Genomic DNA, 21,908 nt, shown 5'->3' on the forward strand with positions numbered 1-21,908 from the left:
GCGTCTTTATGCCGCTTCTCAAGCGGCTATCCACAAACCCTGCAGCAGGTGCGCGTTCATCGAGCACCCAGGACGTCGCCGATATAAAGAGCAACCGCAGCCACGCTGGCGATAGTTCCCGGATAGTCCATCCGGGTGGGGCCCACCACACCCATACCGCCGTAGACGGTATGGGCGGTACCGTAGGCCGTCGACACCATCGAGGTGCCCACCATCTGCTCAGACGCCGTCTCATGACCTATGCGAACCGTCACCTTGCCGGCTTCCTGCTGAGCCGCCAGCAGCCGCAACACCACCACCTGCTCCTCAAGTGCTTCCAATATTGACCGCAGTGAACCACCGAAGTCCGCAGCGTTGCGGGTTAGGTTGGCGGTACCGCCCAGCAAAAGGCGTTCCTCGGTGTGCTCCACTAGCGACTCCAGCAATACGGTCGCCGCGCGGCCCACGGCGTCGCCCAATCCGCCGGCGCCGCCCAGCTGGCTGGCGAGGTCGGCGACCGCCACCGAAGCCGCTGAAAGCTTCTTGCCTTCCAGCGCCTGGCCGAGTATTTCACGCAGCTGGGCTAGCTGGTGATCGTCGATGACATCGCCGAGTTCGACGATGCGCTGATCAACCCGGCCGGAGTCGGTGATGACCACCATCAGCAGCCGGGCCGGTGTCAGCGCGATCACCTCCAAGTGGCGAACGGTCGACGTTGACAACGTCGGGTACTGCACGACGGCCACCTGGCGGGTCAGCTGCGCCAGCAATCGCACGGCACGGCGCAGCACGTCGTCGAGATCGACACCGGATTCAAGGAAGCTCTGGATCGCCCGGCGCTCGGCCGACGATAGGGGTTTGACGTCCTCGAGCCGGTCGACGAACTCGCGGTAGCCCTTCTCCGTGGGCACGCGTCCGGAACTGGTGTGTGGCTGAGTGATATAGCCTTCGGCTTCCAGCACCGCCATGTCATTGCGGACTGTGGCCGACGAGACTCCCAGGTTATGGCGTTCCACCAGGGATTTGGAGCCGATCGGTTCCTGGGTTGCAACGAAGTCGGCGACGATGGCACGCAGCACCTCAAAGCGACGCTCGTCGGCGCTTCCCATCGACTGCTCACCTCACTTCTTACGCTGCCTGACCGGCTTCATTTTACGTTCTCGGCGGCCACTGACCGTCATCTAGCAGGCGTCTGCCGATGGTCAGGGGGCGTGTGCCCCGACTAACGTGTCCAGCATGATCTCGTCGGGCTTCAGCCACTCGGTAGGGAAGATCCGCCAATGATCTTCAAAGGGGTGCGGGAAGGCAAGCCGTATCCCGAGCATGGACTGTCCTATAGGGACTGGTCTCAGATACCGCCGCAACAGATCCGGCTCGACGAGTTGGTCACCACGACTACGGTGCTCGCGCTGGACCGCCTGCTGTCAGAGGACTCCACGTTTTACGGTGACCTTTTCCCCCACGCGGTGAAGTGGCGAGGCACCACCTATCTCGAGGACGGCTTGCACCGGGCGGTGCGTGCGGCCCTGCGCAACCGCACCGTGCTACACGCGCGAGTGTTCGACATGGACGCGTCACCAGGCGGGCGGCGTAGCTGAACAGCGGGCTGAAGCCGGCCCGCCAATCAGTTCCCTGCGGCCTGCAGCAACTCCATCGCCGATGCGCGTGACAGCATCCAGCCGCCTTGATTCACGAACGTGACGTTCTGCGTGACCGGCGACGAGAGCTTCGGACCCGAGACGGAAACGTCGGCGGTGGCCGAACCGGCGGCCGCCGGCTGGATGTTCGTCACGCTGAACGACAGCGGCAGATCCCCGTGCTCGGCGGCCTTCTTCAGCTTGTGGTCGGCGATGCGCGCCTCGGTGCCCCCGATGCCGCCCTCGACCAGACTGCCCTTGTTCGCAAACGACACGTTGGGATCGGCGAGGCTGTTGAGCAGGCTGGTCAACTGGGCGGCGGTCGGGACGTCAGGGGCGGATGCCGGGTCCAACGGCAGTGGCGCGCCGAAGACGACCGGCTGCATCTGGTATACGACCGGGCCGCCAGCCATGATCGAAGTCACACCGGCCGCAGCGGCGCCGATTGCAGCCGCGGCGGTCAGACCTGCGGCGATCGATTTCACCATCTTCATGGTTGTGTTCTTCCGTTCGTTTGCCCGTCGATTGTGCGTTTGGTTCAAACTACCGGTGCACGCGCCGGGCAAGTCTGTGTCGTAGCTGTGAGCGAGCGGTCAGTCCTCGACCATGGCGTCACGCAGGCTCTTCGGCCGCAGATCGGTCCAGTTCTTTTCCACGTAGTCCAGGCAGGCGGCACGGCTGGCTTCGCCGTGCACCACGCGCCAGCCGGCCGGGATATCGGCGAACACCGGCCACAGGCTGTGCTGGTCTTCGTCGTTGACCAGCACGAAGAATGCGCCGTTGTCGTCATCGAAAGGATTGGTGCTCACCGCTTCTCCTTGTGTCGTTGTGTTTGGTCGGCGTAAAGATGCCGGCGCCGAGCACCCGGTCCGACAACAAGCCGAGGCAGCTCAGGTTGGGGAACCCGGGCCCCTGGGTGAGTCCGGACAGGGTGGGCAGGAACAGCTTGGGCGTGACGTCGGTGACTGCCAAGTCGTAGCCGATCGCTTCCTGCAGGCGGTCGGCGGTCAGCGGTCCACCCAGTCCCAGCTCGAGCAGGTCGAGGGTGTGCTGACTGAACAGTGAGGTGAACCACAGCGGATCGGCGCCCGAGCCGTCGATGACGAGATCGAATCCGTGCACGGTCTCGAAGTTCTCGCTGCCCCGGTTGGTGCTCAGCGTCAACCGGATCTGCCCCTGACGGCCCACCGCGTGGGCGACCCGGCCACGCAGATGATGGATGCGGTCATCGGCCAGCAGCGCTTCCTGCACGGTCGCCGAGAACACTCCTCGGTCGGTGCGGGCCAGCGCGTCGCGCCGTTCGTCGAACGTCAAGGCCGCCCAGTCGGTCGGATCGGAAAACAGTGAGTTCTCGAAGAATCCCTCGCCGCGGGTGAACAGGGTTACCTGCGGGGAGATGACGGTGATGGTTGAGACCCGATGCCGGAACAGCTCGTTGAGCATCGATGCGGCCGTCTCTCCGCCACCGATCACCGCGACCCGCTCGGCGTTGATCCGGTCGTGGCCGGCGGCACGGTCCCAGAACTGTGCGATTGAGAGCACGCGCGGGTTTCCGGGCAGTAGCGACTTTTCAGCCTGGCCGGGCCCGGTGATCATCAACGCGTCGGCCTGCACGGTGGTCTCGTGGGTGCACAACGCCCAGCGGTCACCGGTGACGGCGAGCCGTTCGACCTCGCCGTGGATCACCTTGAGGCCAATGTGATCGGCCACCCAGGCTAGGTACTGACTCCACCTGCGATGGGTGGGCGCCGGGCGGCCCCGGTCGATCCATTCCGCGAACGACGCGGTGGCGATCAGATACGACTGCCAGCTGTAGCGGGTCATCCGCTCGTCCAATTCTGCGTTGCGCCGTGGCACCAGCGCCGACCGGTAGGGAAAACCGACATCCTTTTCTGGGCTGGTGCCCAGCCGGTGGGCTCCGTCGGTCCAGCCACCGCTGGCCTGCCAGTTGGCCCCGACCCCGATGCGTTCGACGGCGATCACGTCGGGCACGTCGACCCCCATGTCACGCAGCACGGATGCCTTGGCCGCGACCGCCACCGCCTTGGCTCCAGCGCCCAGGACCGCGAGCGTCGGATTCATGCTGTTATCTCCGCCAGCGCGCCCTGCCACAGTGATTGCAGCGTGGCGACGTCGTCGGCGGACAGGATGTCGGGCAGCGTGCGCCACCGCGTGGCTAGCACGGGAGCGTCGGCGGGCCCGAGGAGCGCCGCCAGCACCGTCAGTTCGTGGCGCACCGGCTGTTCGGGTTCAGGCAGTTGCCCCACATCAGCCAGTAGTGCGCGGTCGACCGCCAGATCTCCCACCCCGACGTGCAGGCTACCCAGATAGTTCAGCAGCAGCTGGGGTTCGCGGTGGGCGCGTAGTCGCTCCGCGGTATCGGCGCGCAGGTACCGCAGCAGGCCGTAATCGATGCCGCTGCCGGGTATCCGCGCGAAGTCGGTCGCGCCGTCGCAGTGGATGCGCAGCGGATAGATCGCGCTGAGCAGCCCGACCGTGTCGCTGGTGTCGGCAGTCTTATCGACGTGGACGTCCGCGCGGCCATGCGTCTCCAACGCCAACAGCGGTGCTGGTGTTTGTTGACCGCGTTGCCGGCGCCAGGCGGTCACCATCCGCGCAGCGGCGGTAGCCAGCAGATCGGTCATCGACCGTCCCGTCGAAAGCAGCCGCGCGGTCAGATCGGCGTCGGAGATCGACATGGTGATCGCTAGCTCACCAACCCGGTCGGTCTGCGGCGCCACCCTGCGGGCACCCAACGGCGGATCGGCGCCCTCGAGTTCGGCGACCCAGAAATCAACGCTATCCAGCGCCTTAGCCCGCTGCGCCAGCAGCCGCGACCACTGCCGGTAGCTGGTGTTCTCGCGCGCTGGGCTGGGCGCGCGCCCGGCCGCCAGCGCGTGCAGGCCGGCGTCGAGTTCACCCAGCACAATCCGCCAGGAGGCTGGGTCCATCGCCAGCACATGGGCGGTCAGCACCAGAACACCGGGCCCGTCGGGTTCGCGCAGCCACACCGCCGAGAGCAGTCGGCCGGCCTGGGGGTCGAGACTCGCCAGCGCGCCAAGAGTCTGCTCGGCCACCGCGGTGACCAGTTCACCGCTGACCCAAACCTCGCTGAGAATGTCCGTTTTCGGTTGTGCGACAAGGGCCATCGCATCCCGGTCGAACCGGCACCGCAACACCTCGTGTCCGTCGACGACCGCGGCCAACACGGCATCCAGGCGTTCGCGGGTGATCCGGTCGGGCAACCTGATGACCTCGGTTTGTGCCAGCCGGCGCGGGTCGCCGTACTCGTAGAGCCAATGAGTGTTGGGTAGCACCGGGATCGGCTCGCCGGCATCGTTGGCCGGTGCCTGCCATGCGGCATCGGAGTCAATGGCCGCCGCGAGTTCACGGATGGTGTCGCACTCCACCATCAGCCTGGCCCGCAACGCAATCCCACGACGGCGCGCGGCCTGCACCACCGACAGCGCCACGATGCTGTCTAGACCCATCTGCAAAAAGCCCGCGGTGACATCGACGTTCGAGGTTTCCATGACATCGGCGAACGCCTCGGCCAGCACCAGCTCGGTCGGTGTCTGCGGCGGAGTTGCCGGTCCTTCGGTGACATTGATTGCCGCCAAAGCGTTTTCGTCGATCTTGCCGTGTGGAGTCAGCGGTAACTCGTCGAGGACGACGATATGGTGCGGGACTAGATAACGCGGCAACCGCTCTAGCAGCATCGCCCGCAATTCGGCCACCGGTGGCGGTTGTGGTCCGCCTGCCACATACGCCGTCAGCCGGGGGCCACTGGCATGGCCGCGGGCCGTCACATGGCAACCGTGCACCGCATGGTGGCCGTTGAGCACCGCGGCAATCTCACCCGGCTCGACGCGGAAACCGCGGATCTTCACCTGGTCATCGCTGCGCCCGAGGAACTCCAGTCCACCGTCGGGCAGGCGGCGCACCACATCTCCGGTGCGGTACATTCGGCTACCGCGCCCGTTTGGCTCAGCGACAAAGCGCGCCGCAGTCTCGGCCGGGCGGCCGAGGTAACCGCGGGTCAACTGGGCGCCCGCCAGATACAGCTCGCCGGCGACGCCATCGGGCACCGGCCGCAGCCAGGAGTCCATGACGTAGGCGCGGGTGGTGCAGGTCGGACGTCCGATGACCGGTCGCGCATGCTCAGCAACGGCGGCGACCACGGCTTCGACCGTGGTCTCGGTAGGCCCGTAGCAGTTGAAGGCCGTCATGGCCGTGCGCGCGCAGTTCTGCTGGATCATCCGCCACGTCGCGGCGCCCAAGGCTTCGCCGCCGAGCGCAAGCACCGCCAACGGCGCCCGGTCGAGCAGTCCAGCGTTGTGCAGCTGGGCGAACATCGACGGCGTGGTGTCAATCATGTCCAGACCGAATCGGTCGATCGCTTCGACCAGCGCCCCTGCGTCCCGCTGACGATGGTCGTCGACAATGTGCACCGCGTGGCCGTCAAGCAGTGCGACCAACGGCTGCCACGCCGCGTCGAAGGTGAACGACCAGGCATGCGCGATTCGCAGCGGGCGCCCGAGCCGCTGGGCCGCCGGCCGCAACACGCGCTCGATGTGGTCGTCGGCGTAGGCCGACAGCGCCCGATGGGTGCCGATGACACCTTTCGGGGTACCGGTGGTGCCGGAGGTGAAAATCACGTAGGCCGCCTGGTCCACCGGCACCGTGATGGCACGGTCCTCCTCGAGTATGTCAGCGCCAACCGAAGCGGCGAACACGCCCTCATCGATGACCACCGGAGCCGATGTCTGGCGCAAGATCTCGGCGACACGCTCACCGGGCATCGCCGGGTCCAGCGGCACGATCATGCCACCCGCCTTGAGGACCGCCAGCATGGCGGCCACGTAGCGCGGACCACGGGACAGCGCGACGGCCACCGGGGTCTCGCGACTCACGTCCGCGCGGCGCAGCCCAGTGGCCAGCCGGTCGGCCAATGCATCCAGCTCCCGGTACGTCAGCTGACCATCCGCCCAACTGACCGCCACCGAGTCAGGCTGTGCCGCAGCGATTTCGGCGAACCGGGTATGCACCGCGGGTGCCGACGTCGTCACATCCGGCAGGCCGGGTGCGGTCGGATCGTGCTCGCCGTCCAGCAGAATGTCGACGTCGCGCAGCGGCCGATCCCACCGGCTGACCAAGCGCTGTAACACAGCCAGCACCCGCCTGCCGAGGCTTTCGGGCGCCATCGTGCCCAGCGCACCGTCGAGCACCTCCACTAGCAGCGTGAGCTCACCGGTGCTGCGGTGCGCGGCGACGGTCACCGGAAAGTGCGACAAACTCTCTAGCGCCACCGGACGGAACGTCACCCCGTTTGCGACGAACTCCGCGGTGCCCACCACCTCGCCGGGCGGGAAGTTCTCATACACCAGTAGGGTGTCGAACATCTCACCGATACCGGCGATGGCACGAAACTCGTTGAAACCGAGATAGCTGTGGTCGCGCAACATGGCGAATTGACGTTGTAGGACAGCGCATTGCCCGCCGACGGTAGCGCGGGCGTCCAGGCGGACCCGCAGTGGCACCGTATTGATGAACAGGCCGATCATCGTTTCCACGCCGGACAGTTCGCTGGGCCTGCCGGACACCGTCACACCGAACGTCACATCGCCACGACCGGTGAATGCTGAAAGCGTGGTAGCCCAAGCCATTTGAACAAGTGTGCTGATCGTGACGCCACGGGTGCGGGCGGCATCGGCCAGCTCCGCGGTGGCTTCACGGTCAAGGCGCACTTCGGTGCGTCCCGGAATACCCGGCTGCACAGGAGTGTCGGCGAGTGCCGGCGATAACAGAGTCGGGCCGTCCAGGCCATTGAGGTGGTCCGCCCACATTGCGCGGCTAGCCGTCTGATCGCGGCCGGCCAGCCAGCCGATGTAGTCGCGATACGGCCGCGGCGCTGCCGGCAACGCGGCGACGTGACCACCAGCCCGATACAAGGCGAGCAGCTCGGAGACGAACAGCGGCAACGACCATCCGTCGATGACGATGTGGTGCGCGACGATGACCAGATGCCAACATTCGTCCGGTAGTTCGATGAGCAGGAACCGGATGAGTGGTCCGCGGCCGACGTCGAAGCGGCGCCGGCGCTCTTCGGCTGCCAGCGCCCCGACCTCACTGGGGTGGGCGCGCACGTGACGCCAAAGCACCTCGGCACTGGATGGTATTACCTGCACGGGCCGGCTCAGGTTCCCGTGTAGGAAGCTCGCCCGCAGGTTGGGGTGCCGGGTCAGCATCGCGGCAGCGCAGTCGCGAAGCAAGGCGATGTCGAGCGGGCCGGCCGCGTCGGCCGCCATCGCGATCACATACGGGTCGGCCTCTGCGGCCTCAGAGCCGGACTCCGCGGCGACCAGTGTCGCCCTAGAAAACAGTCCCTGTTGCAATGGGCTGAGCGCCATCACATCGTCGATGGCGCCCCGCGCGTCGGCTCGCGTCACGGCCACTGGTCCCATGACGCGGTCAGGGCCGACAGTTCGTCTGGGGAAAGCCCTGATGTGCTCATCGGCGCGTGATGCTTGTCGTCCGGCTCGGCCTCGACGTGAGGCTTGGCGTCGACCGCGGCGGCGAGCTCACACAAAACGGGATGCTCGAAAACCATCCGCGCGGTCAGCGGTATCCCGCCATCTCGAGCCCGGGCAGCCACCTGAGTCGCGAGGATGCTGTCGCCGCCGAGGTTGAAGAAGTCGTCGTAGCGTCCGACCTCCCCCACCTCGAGCACGTCGGCGAGGATGGCAGCCAGCGCGCGCTCGGTTTCGGTGTCGGCGGGCTCGGCCGGCACCGGTGCCGCCTGCGCCGTTGGCAGCCGTTCGATTTCGGCCAGCAGCTCCAGTTGGCCGTCGGCCTTCCACACTCCGCGCTCGCCGTTGCGGTAGAGCCGAGAACCCGGTTGCGCGGCGAACGGATCGGCAACGAATCGGGTCGCGGTCTCCGATGGCCGGGCCAACCGGGCACCGACGGCGGGACCGCCACCGTAATAAACGTCACCCACCACGCCTACCGGAACGGGCTTAAGTGCGTCGTCAAGCAGGTACACCCGGGCCGTTCCGGCGCCCGCATTGGACCGGTCCAAAATGCGCCGTCTGGCTTGCGCGCTGACCATCTCGACCTCGCGCAGCGGTTGGTCCGGACGGTCGGCGAACGCCTCGACGACACGGACTAGCCAGTCGGCGAAGCGTTGTGCGGTGGCGCGCTCATACAACTCGGTGCGGTAGATGACGTGGCCGCGGTACTCGTCGCCGCAGGCGAAGAAGTTGACCGATAGATCGGCTTGCGCGGCATCGAATGTCGGCTCCAGCACGCGCAACGTGGTGTCACCGTCGGGCCCGGTGTCGATGACGTGGTCTTGCGGCATTTGTTCGCGAACGTGCACAACAATGTCGAACAACGGATTGCGGGACAGCGACCGCTGGGGGTTGACCGCCTCCACCACCTGGTCGAACGGCAGGTCCTGATGTGCATACGCTGCCAGCGCCATCTGCCTGGTGCGCTGCAGCACCTCGCGCAGCGTGGGGTTCCCGCGCAGGTCGTTGCGCAACACCACGATGTTGATGAAGAACCCGATGAGCTGGTCCAGGTTGGCCTCGCTGCGACCGGCCACCGGGGCGCCGATGGGGACGTCTACCCCGCCGCCGGCCTTGTGTAACACCACCGCGACGGCGGCCTGTAGCAGCATGAACTCGGTGACACCGAGGTCTCGGCTCACGGCAGCCAATTTGTCGCGGATCGCGGCGCCGAGACGAAATTCGACCGCGTCACCGGCACCGCTGAGCAGGGCCGGGCGCGGGAAGTCCGGGCGCAGACCGGTTTCGCCTGCCAGGCCCCCCAGCTGGCGGATCCAGTAGTCGCGTTGCGGACCGACGATGCCCGCACCGTCGTCGAGTAGCGCCGACTGCCACACGCTGTAGTCGGCGTACTGCACCGGCAGCGGTGCCCACGACGGCCGTTGTCCGGTGCTGCGGGCCCGGTATGCGGTCAGCAGATCGGTGAACAACACCCCAGCCGACCAGTGGTCGCCGGCGATGTGATGCACCACCAGCGACAACACGGTCTGCTCCGGCGTGCTCAGCAGCGCCGCCCGGATCGGCCAGTCGGTTTCCAGGTCGAAAACGTAACCTCGCTCGTTGTTCAGTTCGGCTCGCAGCCACGCGGCGTCGGACCCGGCGGCGCACCGCACCGGCACCTCGGCGGGCGGCTGGATGATCTGGTGTGGCACGCCGCCGATCTCGCGGTAGACGGTGCGCAGGATCTCGTGGCGTGCCACCACATCGGTGATGGCCGCCGCGAACGCGTTGGTGTCGCAGGGCCCATGCAATGCCGCGGCGAAGGGAATGTTGTTGACGGCGTTGGGCCCGTCGAAGCGATAGTTGAACCAGCTACGCATTTGAGACGACGACAATCGCACTGGCCCGTCATGATCCACCCGGGTCAGCCGCGGCCTCGCCGAATCCGAATCCAACGTATCGATGTGTCCGGCCAACGCGGTCACCGTGGCGAATTCGAAGATCTCCCGCACACCGACATCGACGCCGAACGCGTTGCGCACGGCCGCAACGAGTTTGGTTGCCAGCAGCGAGTGACCGCCGAGGTCGAAGAACGAGTCGTCAGCACCCACTCGGTCGCGGCCGAGCAGCTCACCGAACAGTTGGGCAAGGCGCCGCTCGGTGGCGGTCTGCGGCGCGCGGAACTCGGTGTCCGACGCGATCTGCGGTTCCGGCAGCGCGGCGCGGTCGATTTTGCCATGCGCGGTGATCGGAATCTCATCCAGCACAACATAGGCCGCGGGCAGCATATATTCAGGCAGTGCCGCGGCCACCCGGGCGCGGATGCGGTCGAGATCGACGCCGACATCGGCGGGTCCGTCGCCGCCCGCGGCGGGTGTCACGTAGCCCACCAGACTCTTGCCCAGCCGCGGCAGGTCGCTAACCACCACAACGGCCTGCCCGACCGTAGGGTCGACCGCGATGGCCGCTGCTACGTCACCGAGTTCGATTCGGAATCCGCGAATCTTGACCTGCTCGTCGGCACGGCCCACGAACTCGATGTCACCGTCAGCATTGCGGCGCGCCAGATCCCCGGACCGGTACATGCGGGAACCGGGATTAAACGGGTCGGCAACGAATCGCTCCGCGGTCAGCCCGGCGCGGCGATGGTATCCGTATGCGACATGCGTCCCTCCAATATAGATCTCGCCGATCACACCGGTCGGCACCGGCTGCAACGAATCGTCGAGCAGGTGCATGGTGGTGTTGATCTTGGGCCGGCCGATGGGCACGATGCGGGTGCCCTGTGGGCCCACCACTTTAAACCGGCTGGCGTTGATCACGGTTTCGGTTGGACCGTAGAAGTTGTGCAGCAGCGCATCGAATGTCGCGTGGAACTTGTCGGCCACCTCACCGGGTAGCGGCTCCCCGCCGATGGGTACCCGCTGCAACGTCCGCCACTGGCTCACACCCGGCAGCGACAGGAACAGCCCGAGTAGGGACGGCACGAAATGCATTGCCGTGATGCCCTCGTCGCGCAACAGGGCGGTGAGATATCCAATGTCGGTGAGTCCCCCGGGGCGTGGTATCACCATCCGCGCGCCACAGGCCAGCGTGCCGAAGATCTCGGCGATCGAGACGTCGAAGCTGGGTGAGGCGACCTGCAGTAGCCGGTCGGTGTCGTCGACGTCGTATTCGCCCTTGAACCAGACGAAGTACTCGGCGACGGGGCGGTGTGGCACCGCGACACCTTTGGGCAATCCGGTGGTACCGGACGTGTAGATGAGATAGGCCGTGTTGTCTGGCCGTAGCGGCCGGATTCGATCGGCGTCGGTGGGGTCGTCGCTGCGGTATCCGGCCAGCTCACGTACTGGCGTGCGCAGCACCAGTTTCGCGTCGCAGTCGGCGAGGATGAAATCCAGCCGGTCTTGCGGGTAGCTGGGATCCACGGGCACATACACCGCCCCGGACTTGACCACCCCCAAGGCCGTGACGATCAGGTCCGGCGATTTGTCAAGAAGTACCGCGACCCGGTCTTCGCTGCCTATCCCCTGCTCGATCAGCCAGTGCCCCAACCGGTTCGACGCCTCATTGAGGTCGTGGTAGGTGAAGTGTTGGCCCTCATACACCACGGCGGTGGCGTCGGGAGTCCGCGTGGTCTGCTCGTTCACCAGGTCCACGAGGGTTTTGACAGGGGTATCGAACCGCTCGCCGCGCGACACCTCGCGCAGCCTGGCGGCGTCGCGCTCATCCATCAGCGCCAGCCCCGACAACGTGTTGTCGGGGGCGGCCAGCGCATTGTCGAGCAGCACACCGAAGTGTCGAAGCATCTGCTTGGCCAGGGCGGGTTCCAGGATCTCCACCAGGTGTTCGGCCTCGACCAGCACACCCGCGCGGTCGAATTCGACCATGAAGCCCAACGGCAGCTGCGTGATGTTGCTGCGCAGGTCGTAGCGCTCGCACTCGATGCCTGGCGGGTTGAATCCGCCGCCGTCGGGCTCCCGGAAACCGAAGCTGACCCGGGTCATGCGCTCGGCACCGTGCCGGCGATCGGGGTTCAGTTCCCTTACCACGCGGTCGAGGTTGATCCGTTGGTGTGCGAACGCCCCGCTGGCGATGTCGCGGGTGGCGGTCAGCAACTCCCGGAAACTCATCGCCGATTGCGGTCGCAGCCGCATCGCTACCGTGTTGCCGAAATAGCCGATGGCATCTTCGGTTCCGGCGCCACGGTTGAGCACCGGAGCCGCCACGAGGAAGTCGTCACTGTGGGTGTAGCGATGCACCAGGGCACCGAACGCGGCCAGCAGCACCATGTAGGGAGTGCAACCGGTGTTCTTCGCCATCGTGGCCACCCGCGCAGCGGTGTCGGCGGGCAGCCGCAACGTGGCGCGCGCGGCACGCCAACTGGTCGGCACACACGTTCCGGCTGGGCCGGGAAGTTCCAGCGGCTCTGGCGGATCGGCCATGATCGCGCGCCAATAGTTGAGGTCGGCCTCGGTAGTGTCGGGTCCGGATGCGGCCGACGGACGGTGTTCTGGCCCCAGATCGGCCCCTAGGTCAGCTCGCGAGTACGCCTGGGTGAGATCGGTGAAGAACACCCGCCACGAACCATCATCCCAGGCGATGTGGTGGGCCACCAACAGCAGCACGTGTTCGTCGGCAGCCGTGCGCACCACCGTGATTCGCAATGGCGCGTCGCGGGAAAGCTCGAAGGGAGCGCAGAATTCGCGCTGAGCCAACACCTCCAGGCGCAGCCGCTGGGCGCGTTGGGACAGGTCCGTCAGGTCGTATTGTGTCCAGCCGGGGCGAAGATCCGCGTGCACGGTCGGCTGGGCGACTCCGTCGTCGCCGACAGGGTAGGTGGTACGCAGTATCCGATGGCGACGGGCGACGGCGTTGACTGCGTCGCGCAACCTGGCCAGATCGATGTCACCGGTGATGCGGTAGGACACACAGATGTTGAGTAACGCACCGCTGGGGTCGGCCATCTGCACGAACCACATCCGGGCCTGGCCGTCGGAGAGCCGATCGTCAGTGTGCGGGCCAATGTCCTGCGCAGCCGAGGACAGGCCGCGGTCGGCGAGCCTGCGACGCAGCAGCTCCAATCGGGCCTCGTCGAGGCGGGCGCCGATGTCGGCGGTATTAGTCACGCGAAATGTCCACTTTCTGTGCGGTGTGTGAGCGCTCGTCGGCATCTTCGAGTTTCGCGACAAGTCCATCACCGGTGATGTCGCCCATGAGCGTGGCCAGCGACACCGTCGCGCCGATTGATCGTTTGAGTCGGTTACGCAAGTCCAGTGCCAGCATGGAATCGACACCGAGATCGAACAGCGATTCCTGCAGGTTCACCTCGCCGGCCTGCGGGATCCCGAGCACGGCCGCCAATTGGGTGCGCACCGCGTCCACGATCGTCAGGTTGGGGTCGGTTGGACCCTCGTACCGTTCGAATTGCCTGCTGTCCAACAACATCTGCAACCGGGCCGCGTCGGCGGCGAACACTAGCGGGTCGACAGTGAATTCGTGCAGGCTCGCCTCGATCGCCTGCTGGGGCGCCATCTGGCGGAGTCCAGACCGCTCGACGCGGGCGATCGTAACCGCATCCGCGATTCCCCGAGCTGGTTCGCCGGCCTTGGGGGCCTGCCATAGGCCCCATTTCACCGCCACGCAGTGCCTGCCCTGGGCGCGCAGCTGGGCGGCCATCACGTCGAGCAGCCGGTTGGCCGCCGAGTACGCGACCACCCCGTGTCCACCCCACACCCCCATCACCGAGGAACACAGCAGGGTTCGCACATCCGGGCGCAGCGGCCACAGCTCGATCATCTGGGCCAGGCCGAGCACCTTGGCCGCGAAGTTGTCAACGACGGCGGCCGACGTCACCCCCGGTGCGGTACCAGAGATCACGCTGCCTGCCGCGTGCACGATCAACGAGGCGCCGACGCCACCGTATTCGGCTGCAATCGCTGACAACTGGGTGGGATCGGTGATATCGCACGGCGGCGACACGATCACGGTGCCATGTTGCTTTCTGAGCATGGCCACCGTCGCCTGATCCGCGGCGCGCCGGCTGAGCAGCACGATGCGCCGTGCGCCATGCTCGGCGAGATACCGCGCGTAGTGCATCCCGATGGCACCCGCGCCACCGGTGACGACGACATCGTCGAGCACGCCGGAGTCCAACGACCAGTTCGGGACGGCCGGGGCATCGGCGAGGGTTCGCTCGAACAGCGTGTACCCGTTTACCGAGCCGCGTAGCGCGGTCTCACCGAAGCCCCGCAGTACCGCCGTTATGACCGAGACGCCGAGGACCGGGTCCAAGTCCCACGACGGCAAGTCCAGGTGGCTGAAAGTCTGTTCGGGATGCTCGAATCCGATGCTTCGATGCATCGCGGCCAGCGCGGCCTGGCCGGCCGACGGCACCGCGTCCGCTGCGTCGACCTGCTCGGCGCCGACGGTGACCAGACATACCGATTGGCAACGGGCACCGATATGCATCGGATAGTCCAGCAAACCGGCCCCGACGAGGTCGGCGAGTGCACCGGCGGCCCGGACGGCGTCGGTGTGTTCGAAGTCGGGCGCGATCACCAGGATCAACTCGGCGTCCCGCGCAGCACTCAGCTCGGTATCGGGGTGCGAATCAATTGCTGCGCACAGTGTTTGAGCCAGCGCGCGGTGAGCACCGAGATCGAGCACTGCGAGGTGACGGTGCCGCCCAGCGACCGGTGTCGACGGCACCATCCGTTCCCACCGCTCAACCGCAATGGTCAGTCCGGACACCGGCGGCAGCGGTTCGGGGTGCGCCCACATCGGCACCGCACGCATCGGCGCGTTCGGGAACCCGGACAGATCGACGTCGCCGTCGAGTGGGTCACCGCCCAGGTCACCCCACGGGTAGCCAGGGTCAGCGACCGCCGCGCTAACAATATTCGCCGACAACGCATCAACAAACCGCTCGCCACGACGTGCCGACCCGACCAGCACAGCGGGACCGTCCGGCAGGTTGGCGGCGCCCTCACAGTTCTGACCGATCGCAAACAACAGCGCGGGATGGGCCGATATCTCGATGAACGCCCGTGCTCCACAGCGGATTGCCGATTCGACAGCGCGGTCGAAACGCACCGTATGGCGCAGGTTTGCGTACCAGTAGTCGCCGAAAGTGGTGCCTGGCGCCACCACGTCGCCGGTGGTTCCGCCGATGAATTGCACTGGCGCTTCCATAAATTCGGAGTCAGGCAGCTGCTCGCATAATTCATCGCGGAGCGATTCGAGCACGCTGGTATGCACCGGGAAGCCCACGGTGATCCCGCGGGCGAAGTGACCGCTGGACCGGACTGTGTCAACGATGGCCGCTACCGCTTGGCGCTCACCGGACACGGCGACGGTCGAGGAGGCATTGACCACAGACAGTTCCAGCCAGCCGCCGGTGGTCGCGATCAGCGCGCTCGCGTCCTGTTCACCGATGCCCAGCGCCGCCACCGCATAGCGACCAGGCAAGCGGCCCACCACGTTGGCGCGGGCCGCCACCACGGCCACAGCATCCGACAAGGTGATACTTCCTGCGAGATAGGCCGCCGCTACTTCGCCGAGGCTATGACCGACTGTTAGATCGGGCAGCACACCGCAGGAACGCCATACCTCCGCCAGCGCAACGGCATGGACGAACTGCGCGCCTTCGATCTCGATCTCGCAGAACGCTTGCCGCTCATCGGTTCCGGGCGGGGCGATCAGGTATGGCAGCGGCGAGTCGACACCAGCGGCCGCAAATGCGGCGGCGCACGTGTCGGTCGCGGTCCGATAGGTCGGCAGCTCGCGGTAGGCGACGGCGCCCATGCCCGGCCAATGACCACCCTGGCCGGGAAAGACGAACGCCTGGCGCGGGGCCGAGCCCAACGACGACCGCGCGATGAGCGGATGCTCGCGTCCGGCGGCCAGCGCGCGCAAGCCCTCGGCGAGTTCCAGCCGGTCGGCGGCCCGAAGCACCGCCCGATGCCGACGGACCCGTCGGGTCTTGCGCAGCTGCCGAGCCACTTCGGTCACGGTCGTAGCCGGAAAGCGCTCGAGGTAGTCGGCGATGGCCCGAGCGTCCGGCCCGATCAGTTCCTCGGCATGGGCGCTGAGCAAAACCGCAACCCGCCCATCGGGCAGCTGTTTGGGGGCCATCACACCTCCCCACACTCGGGGCCACGCTCGGGCGCGGAAACGGTGTCCGGCATCGAAACGATCACGTGGCTATTGGTACCGCTCATCCCGAACGCGGACACCGCCGCGGTGCGCCATCCGTCAACGGCCCGCCACGGCGTGAGTTTGTCGGCCAGCCGCAGACCCTGTTTCTCCCAATCGATTTCGCGGCTGGGCTCGTCGACGTGCAGTGTCGGCGGGATCGCGGCGTGCTGGGCGGCCAGAATGACCTTCACAAGGCCCAGCCCGCCCGCCGCCGCCTGAGCATGCCCGATGTTTGACTTGACCGATCCCAACAGCGGCCCGCGTCCGGCCGGGGCGGTGCCGTAGCTGGCTGCCAGTGACCGCAATTCGGTGCGATCGCCGAGCCGGGTCGCGGTGCCGTGCCCTTCGACCATCCCGACATCGGCGGGCACAACTGCTGCCTGCGCGATGGCGCGCCGGAGCAGTCGCGTTTGCGCGTCGCCGCTGGGCGCGGTCAGCCCGTCGCTAAGTCCATCGGAGTTCAGGCAACTGGCACGCACCTCGGCGAGGACACGACGCCGGTCAGCGGTTGCCCGCGACCGGCGCTGCAGGAGGAACATGGCGGCGCCCTCTGCCCAGGCGGTTCCGCTGGCGTGCGCGCTGTAGGGCCGGCAGTGGCCGTCGTCGGATAGCGCGTGCTGCTTGGAGAACTCGACGAAATAGCCGGGCGTACCCATCACGCACACGCCGCCGGCGAGTGCCAGGTCGCAGTCGCCGGCCCGGATAGCTTGAACCGCGGTGTGAAAGGCCGCCAGCGCCGACGAACACGAGGTATCGACGGTCAGCGCCGGCCCGGCCAGGTCAAGGGTGTAGGCGATGCGCCCGGAGATGACACCCAGCGACGTCCCGGTGATCAGATGGCCACTGTGGTGGGAGAATTCGGTCAAAGCGGGACCGTATTCGAGCGCCGAGGCACCGACATAACAGCCCACATCGTGACCGGCCAGGTCATCGGGATTGATCCCGCTGTTCTCCAGGGTGCGCCATGCTACTCGCAGCCCCACCCGCTGCTGCGGGTCCATCGCCGTCGCCTCGCGCGGTGAGATGCGGAAGAACTCAGGATCGAATGTAGTTGCGCTGGAAAGGAATCCGCCAAGGTTGTGGATCGGTTTGAATCCGTTTCGACGCGACCCGTCGAACAGCTCGCGAAGTGCCCAACCTCGATCGGTGGGGAACGGTCCGAGTCCCTCGCGCTGTTCGGAGAGCAGTGTCCAGTAGTCGTCGGCGGTTTCGACACCACCGGGTGCCTCGATGGCCAGCCCGACGATGACGACCGGGTCGTTATCGGACATCGGCACTCACCATCCGGGCCACGGCGTCGAGGTGATCGTTGAGATAGAAGTGACCACCATCAAAGTGCGACAGCGTGAAGCGACCGGAGGTGTGAGTCTCCCAACTGGTCAACATCTCCCGGCTGATGCGGTGGTCGCGGTTGCCGCCGACCGCGTGGATGTTGGCGCGGATGCGCACGTCGGGTGGACATGAATAGCCGCTGAGGGCCCGATAGTCGGCCTTGACCGCCGGCACCAGCAGTTCAACGAATTCCTCGTCCTCGAGCAGCACGGGATCGGTGCCGCCAAGATCCACCATGTCGGCCAGGACGTCACGGTCGGCGGTCGGCAACGGTCCGGACGCGGCCACCGTCGACGGAGCCTGACCGGAGGAAGCCCACAGTGCACGTACCGGCACGCCATTGCGCTCGGCGAGGCGAGCGAACTCGAAGGCCACTATCGCACCCATGCAATGGCCGAACAGCGTCAGCGGAGCCGTCAGGTGCCAGTCGCCCGCCTCGAACAGCTCGAGCGCCAGCGCCTCGATGCTGTCTGCCGCCGGGTGGCTGCGCCGGTCAGCCCGCTGCGGGTACTGCACCACGAACGTGTCAACGTCGTTGGCCACTAACGATTTTGCCAACCACCGGTAAGCCGCGGCAGCGCCGCCGGCGTGTGGAAACACCAGCACCGCGCCGGGCTTGTCAGTACCGGTGAACCGCTTCACCCACGGTTTGAAGGCTGGCTGTGCGGGCTGCTCGATCGGATCGAGCGCCGCCATCACGTCGGCACTTGTCATATTCGCGATTTCTAAGTACACCTCGGCGACCAGTTCGAGTCGGTCGGCGTTGGCTTCCCGACCGGTGAGCAACTGGGCCAACGCGGCAATGGTCCTGGCGGCAAACATGTCGGCGACCATCAGGCTCGGCGAATCCAGCCACCGCCGGATACCGGCGACGACCTGGGTCGCAAGCACGGAATCGCCGCCCAGGGCAAAGAAGTCGTCGTGCACGCCCACGGCATCGTTGGCACGGCCCAGGATGTCCGCGACGATGCGGCGCAGTGCCCGCTGAAGCACCGTTCGCGGCGCCGCATAGGGTGCCGATCTGTCGCCAGACCGCTCGACCTCGGCGGCAAGCAGGGCGCCAACCTCCGCGCGGTCGATCTTGCCGCTGTCGGTAAAGGGGATGCGGTCTAGCAGCGTGACGTGGCGCGGAATCATGTGCGCGGGCACCAGATCGGCGAGCTGCTGTCGAATCGACTCCGCGGTCACGCCGGCATCGTCGACGCAGACCGCCGCGGCCAGCACATCGGACCCGCCAGGAAGCACGGTGGCCGCCGCCGCGTGCACACCGGGCAAGCGCTGCAGCGCGGCTTCGATCTCGCCGAGTTCGACGCGGTACCCGCTGATCTTGACGCGGTGATCGGCACGGCCGACGAACTCCAGGGTGCCGTCGTGCCAGTAGCGGGCCAGATCACCGGTGCGATACCAGGTGCGGCCGTCATGCTCGACGAAGCGCTCCGCGGTCAGCTCGGGACGGCCACGGTAACCCCGGGCGATTCCGCGACCGGACACCCACAACTCACCGGCCACCCAATCGGGGCAGTCGTCGCCGCTGTCGGCCACTACCCGGCAGGCGTTGTTGGGAAACGGGACGCCGTATGGCACCGAGGCCCAGTCCGGTGGCAGATTGGCCGCGTCCTGGACCTCGAAAATGGTTGCGTGGACCGCGGTTTCGGTGGCTCCACCCAACCCCGCGAACCGTGCGCTCGGCGCTTGCACCTGCAGGCGGCGGGCCAGGTCGGGACGCACCCAGTCGCCGCCGACGGCCACCGCTCGCAGCGACGACAGCCGGCCCCCGCCGACTTCGAGCAGCATGTCCAACCAGCCCGGCATGAAATTCAACGCCGTGACCTCGTAAGTGTCGATAAGCCGGGCCCAGGCGTCGGGATCGCGGCGCTGCGCTTCGTCGACCACCACGATCGCTCCGCCGGAGCGCAGGGCGGCGAAGATGTCCAGCACCGACATGTCGCACTCCAGCGTCGCCAGGGCAAGCCAGCGATCTGCGGCGCCTAGCTCGAAGTGCCGGATGAAGGTCTCCACGGTGTTCATCGCGGCGTCGTGCGCCACCTCGACACCCTTGGGTTCCCCGGTTGAGCCCGAGGTGAACAACACATAGGCGAGCGCGGTGGGATCGCTAGGCCCGGGCACGAATTCTGCCGGCGCGGCGGCAAGCACGTCAGCCAGCAACAGCGTCGGGACCGGCACCCGCACTTGGCATGGCGGGCCGCAAACGAGCGCTAAGTTGACCGAACCGGTCGCCAGGATGCGCTCCGCGCGGTCGCGGGGCTGGTCGACGCCGATCGGCAGATAGACCCCGCCGGCGGCCAAAATCCCCAGCACAGCCGCCACTTGTTCGCCCGTTTTCGGACCCAGCACCGCGACGGTGTCGCCGACTCGTAGGCCCGCAGCACGCAGCGCCGCGGCCACCGCCGATGCCTGGTCGCGCAGTTGGGCGTAGCTCAAGTCGCCGGAACTGGCGAACACCGCCGGCGCGTCGGGCTGCTGTTGGGCCTGGCGGAAAAACCCGTCGTGCAGCGCCTCGGTGCTGGGGGCGGCGGTGCGACCGTTCAGCGCCGCGCGCACCGCGCGTTGCGCGGCGGGTAGCGCGGACGGGCTCGGCGCATCCCAGGCGTCGTCCCCGGCGGCCAACCGGAGCAATTCGTCGACCTGGTGGGTGAACATGGCGTCGATGACGCCGGGTGCAAAGACCCCCTCGCGGACATCCCAGTTCACCAGCACACCGCCGTCGAACTCGGTGACCTGGGCGTCGAGCAGCACCTGGGGCCCCTGCGAAATGATCCATCCGGGTGTGCCGAATTGCTCGGTGACGTCCGGGCAGAAAAGGTCGCCGAGCCCCAGCGCGCTGGTGAATACCACCGGTGCCAGCACCTGGGTGCCACGGTGGCGGCTGAGGTCACGCAGCACAGACAGCCCGGGGTATGCACTGTGGCCTGCGGCGCTGCGCAGGGCTTCCTGCACCGCCTGCGCCCGCGCCGCCGCCGTGCGCGCACCGGTCAGATCGACGTCGAGCAACAGCGAGGAGGTGAAGTCACCGACCAGCAGGTCGACGTCTGGATGCAGGGCCTGGCGACTGAACAACGGCAGGTTCAGCAGGAACCGCGACGACGCTGACCAACGCGCCAGCACGTTGGCAAAGGCCGCGGCCAGCGTCATCGCCGGGGTGATGCCGCGGGCCCGGGCTCGGGCGAACAACGCGTCGCGGGTCTGCGGGTCTAGCCAGTGCCAGCGCCGGGTGCTGCGGCGCCGGTCGCGTTCGCCGCCGGCCCGGGTAGGCAGCGCGGGCGGATCCGGCAGCTGCGGGATGCGCTGCGCCCACCAGTCCCGGTCGGCGTCGCGAACCGGTTGGGGCAGCGTCTCCTCCGCCTCGATAGCCTGCCGGTATTCCCGGTAGGTGTAGCCCAGTGCCGGCGGTTCACGGCCGTCATAGAGGGCCGCCAGGTCGGCCAGCAAGATGCGGTAGCTCATCGCGTCAGCGGCCTGCATGTCCAGGTCGACATGTAGGCGGGTGCGCTCCCCCGGTAATAACGTCAACGCAAGTTCGAATACCGCACCGTCGAGCTGCTGGTGCGATTTGGCGTCGCGGATCCCCGCCAACCGCTGATCGACGACATCCGGGGCCACGTGACGCAGGTCGGCAACACTGATGGGAAAGTCGCGAGATCCCGCCGCCGGCGGGATGCGCTGGGTGCCGTCGGGCAAGAACTGCACCCGCAGCATCGGGTGCCGCAGCGCCAACCGGGTGGCCGCCGCGCGGAGCCTGTCCGGATCGACCCGGGCACCATCGAACTCGACGTAGAGGTGCCCAGCTACCCCGCCGAGCTGTTGGTGGTCGTGGCGGCCGACCCACATCGCGTGCTGCATCGGCGCCAGCGGGAAAGGCTCGCCTTCCTGGGATAACCCGGCATCCCCTGGTGCGGCAACTGCCGTGGGCGCGACGCCGGTGCCGGCGGACACCAGTTGGGACCAGGCCTCGATTGTGGGTGTGGCGGCCAGTGTGGCGAAGTCGACGGCGATGCCCTTCCGGCGCCAGCGCCCCACCAGCGACATCATCCGGATCGAGTCCAGGCCCTGACCAACGAGGTTGGCGCCGGGGTGCAGAGCATCGGCGCGGACACCGAGCAACTCTGCGACCTCGGCGCGAATGATCTCCGAGCACGCCGTAGCATGCACCACAAACCCTCCCCTGTTAGCACAGGCTGCCCTAATTTTAGTGGTTACCCTATCTTCGAACCACGCACCTGCGCTACCA

At 67.1% G+C, this 21,908-nt stretch carries 10 protein-coding genes; 1 reads left to right on the forward strand and 9 read right to left on the reverse strand.

Features of this window, described 5'->3' with window-relative positions:
* Positions 1-56: 56 nt before the first annotated feature.
* The gene (gene hrcA, locus Rv2374c) at positions 57-1,088 is read right to left on the reverse strand and encodes a heat-inducible transcription repressor HrcA (RefSeq protein ID NP_216890.1); all 1,032 of its coding nucleotides are present in this window, start codon (positions 1,086-1,088) and stop codon (positions 57-59) included.
* Between the two features lie 171 nt (positions 1,089-1,259).
* Here hrcA and Rv2375 point away from each other — a divergent pair, with 171 nt between their 5' ends.
* Positions 1,260-1,577, forward strand: a complete 318-nt coding sequence (locus Rv2375) for a hypothetical protein (protein ID NP_216891.1) — start codon at positions 1,260-1,262, stop codon at positions 1,575-1,577.
* A gap of 26 nt (positions 1,578-1,603) precedes the next feature.
* Here Rv2375 and cfp2 read toward each other — a convergent pair whose 3' ends face one another.
* The 8 genes from cfp2 to mbtB all read right to left on the reverse strand — a co-directional run bounded on the left by cfp2 (position 1,604) and on the right by mbtB (position 21,832).
* A complete protein-coding gene (cfp2, locus tag Rv2376c; protein NP_216892.1) occupies positions 1,604-2,110 on the reverse strand; it encodes a low molecular weight antigen MTB12 in 507 nt (168 codons plus the stop codon).
* 99 nt (positions 2,111-2,209) lie between these two features.
* On the reverse strand, positions 2,210-2,425 hold the full coding sequence (locus tag Rv2377c; RefSeq protein ID NP_216893.1) for a hypothetical protein: 216 nt from the start codon (positions 2,423-2,425) through the stop codon (positions 2,210-2,212).
* Entirely contained in the window at positions 2,403-3,698 is a 1,296-nt protein-coding gene (gene mbtG, locus Rv2378c; RefSeq protein NP_216894.1) for an L-lysine N6-monooxygenase, read from the reverse strand. The genes Rv2377c and mbtG overlap by 23 nt, the downstream gene beginning before the upstream one ends.
* Positions 3,695-8,080 carry a peptide synthetase gene (mbtF, locus tag Rv2379c; protein ID NP_216895.1) on the reverse strand — a complete coding sequence of 1,462 codons (4,386 nt, stop codon included), beginning with the start codon at positions 8,078-8,080 and terminating at the stop codon, positions 3,695-3,697. Before mbtF ends, mbtG begins: the two co-directional genes overlap by 4 nt.
* Positions 8,062-13,110, reverse strand: a complete 5,049-nt coding sequence (gene mbtE, locus Rv2380c) for a peptide synthetase (protein NP_216896.3) — start codon at positions 13,108-13,110, stop codon at positions 8,062-8,064. The genes mbtF and mbtE overlap by 19 nt, the downstream gene beginning before the upstream one ends.
* A gap of 139 nt (positions 13,111-13,249) precedes the next feature.
* Positions 13,250-16,264 carry a polyketide synthetase gene (gene mbtD, locus Rv2381c; protein NP_216897.1) on the reverse strand — a complete coding sequence of 1,005 codons (3,015 nt, stop codon included), beginning with the start codon at positions 16,262-16,264 and terminating at the stop codon, positions 13,250-13,252.
* Complete coding sequence (gene mbtC / locus Rv2382c; RefSeq protein ID NP_216898.1) at positions 16,264-17,598, reverse strand: polyketide synthetase; 1,335 nt, start codon at positions 17,596-17,598, stop codon at positions 16,264-16,266. Before mbtC ends, mbtD begins: the two co-directional genes overlap by 1 nt.
* The gene (mbtB, locus tag Rv2383c) at positions 17,588-21,832 is read right to left on the reverse strand and encodes a phenyloxazoline synthase (protein ID NP_216899.1); all 4,245 of its coding nucleotides are present in this window, start codon (positions 21,830-21,832) and stop codon (positions 17,588-17,590) included. Before mbtB ends, mbtC begins: the two co-directional genes overlap by 11 nt.
* Positions 21,833-21,908: the final 76 nt, after the last annotated feature.

This window comes from Mycobacterium tuberculosis H37Rv, from assembly GCF_000195955.2.
Classification (GTDB): domain Bacteria; phylum Actinomycetota; class Actinomycetes; order Mycobacteriales; family Mycobacteriaceae; genus Mycobacterium; species Mycobacterium tuberculosis.

What these genes read in the sequence shown, in the direction of transcription:
- mbtE (NP_216896.3), bottom strand. Translation starts at nt 13,110, where the DNA reads ATGTGGTTCGTGCAGATGGCCGACCCCAGCGGTGCGTTACTCAACATC.
- hrcA (NP_216890.1), bottom strand. Translation starts at nt 1,088, where the DNA reads ATGGGAAGCGCCGACGAGCGTCGCTTTGAGGTGCTGCGTGCCATCGTC.
- mbtD (NP_216897.1), bottom strand. Translation starts at nt 16,264, where the DNA reads ATGGCCCCCAAACAGCTGCCCGATGGGCGGGTTGCGGTTTTGCTCAGC.
- cfp2 (NP_216892.1), bottom strand. Translation starts at nt 2,110, where the DNA reads ATGAAGATGGTGAAATCGATCGCCGCAGGTCTGACCGCCGCGGCTGCA.
- mbtG (NP_216894.1), bottom strand. Translation starts at nt 3,698, where the DNA reads ATGAATCCGACGCTCGCGGTCCTGGGCGCTGGAGCCAAGGCGGTGGCG.
- mbtC (NP_216898.1), bottom strand. Translation starts at nt 17,598, where the DNA reads ATGTCCGATAACGACCCGGTCGTCATCGTCGGGCTGGCCATCGAGGCA.
- Rv2375 (NP_216891.1), top strand. Translation starts at nt 1,260, where the DNA reads ATGATCTTCAAAGGGGTGCGGGAAGGCAAGCCGTATCCCGAGCATGGA.
- mbtF (NP_216895.1), bottom strand. Translation starts at nt 8,080, where the DNA reads ATGGGACCAGTGGCCGTGACGCGAGCCGACGCGCGGGGCGCCATCGAC.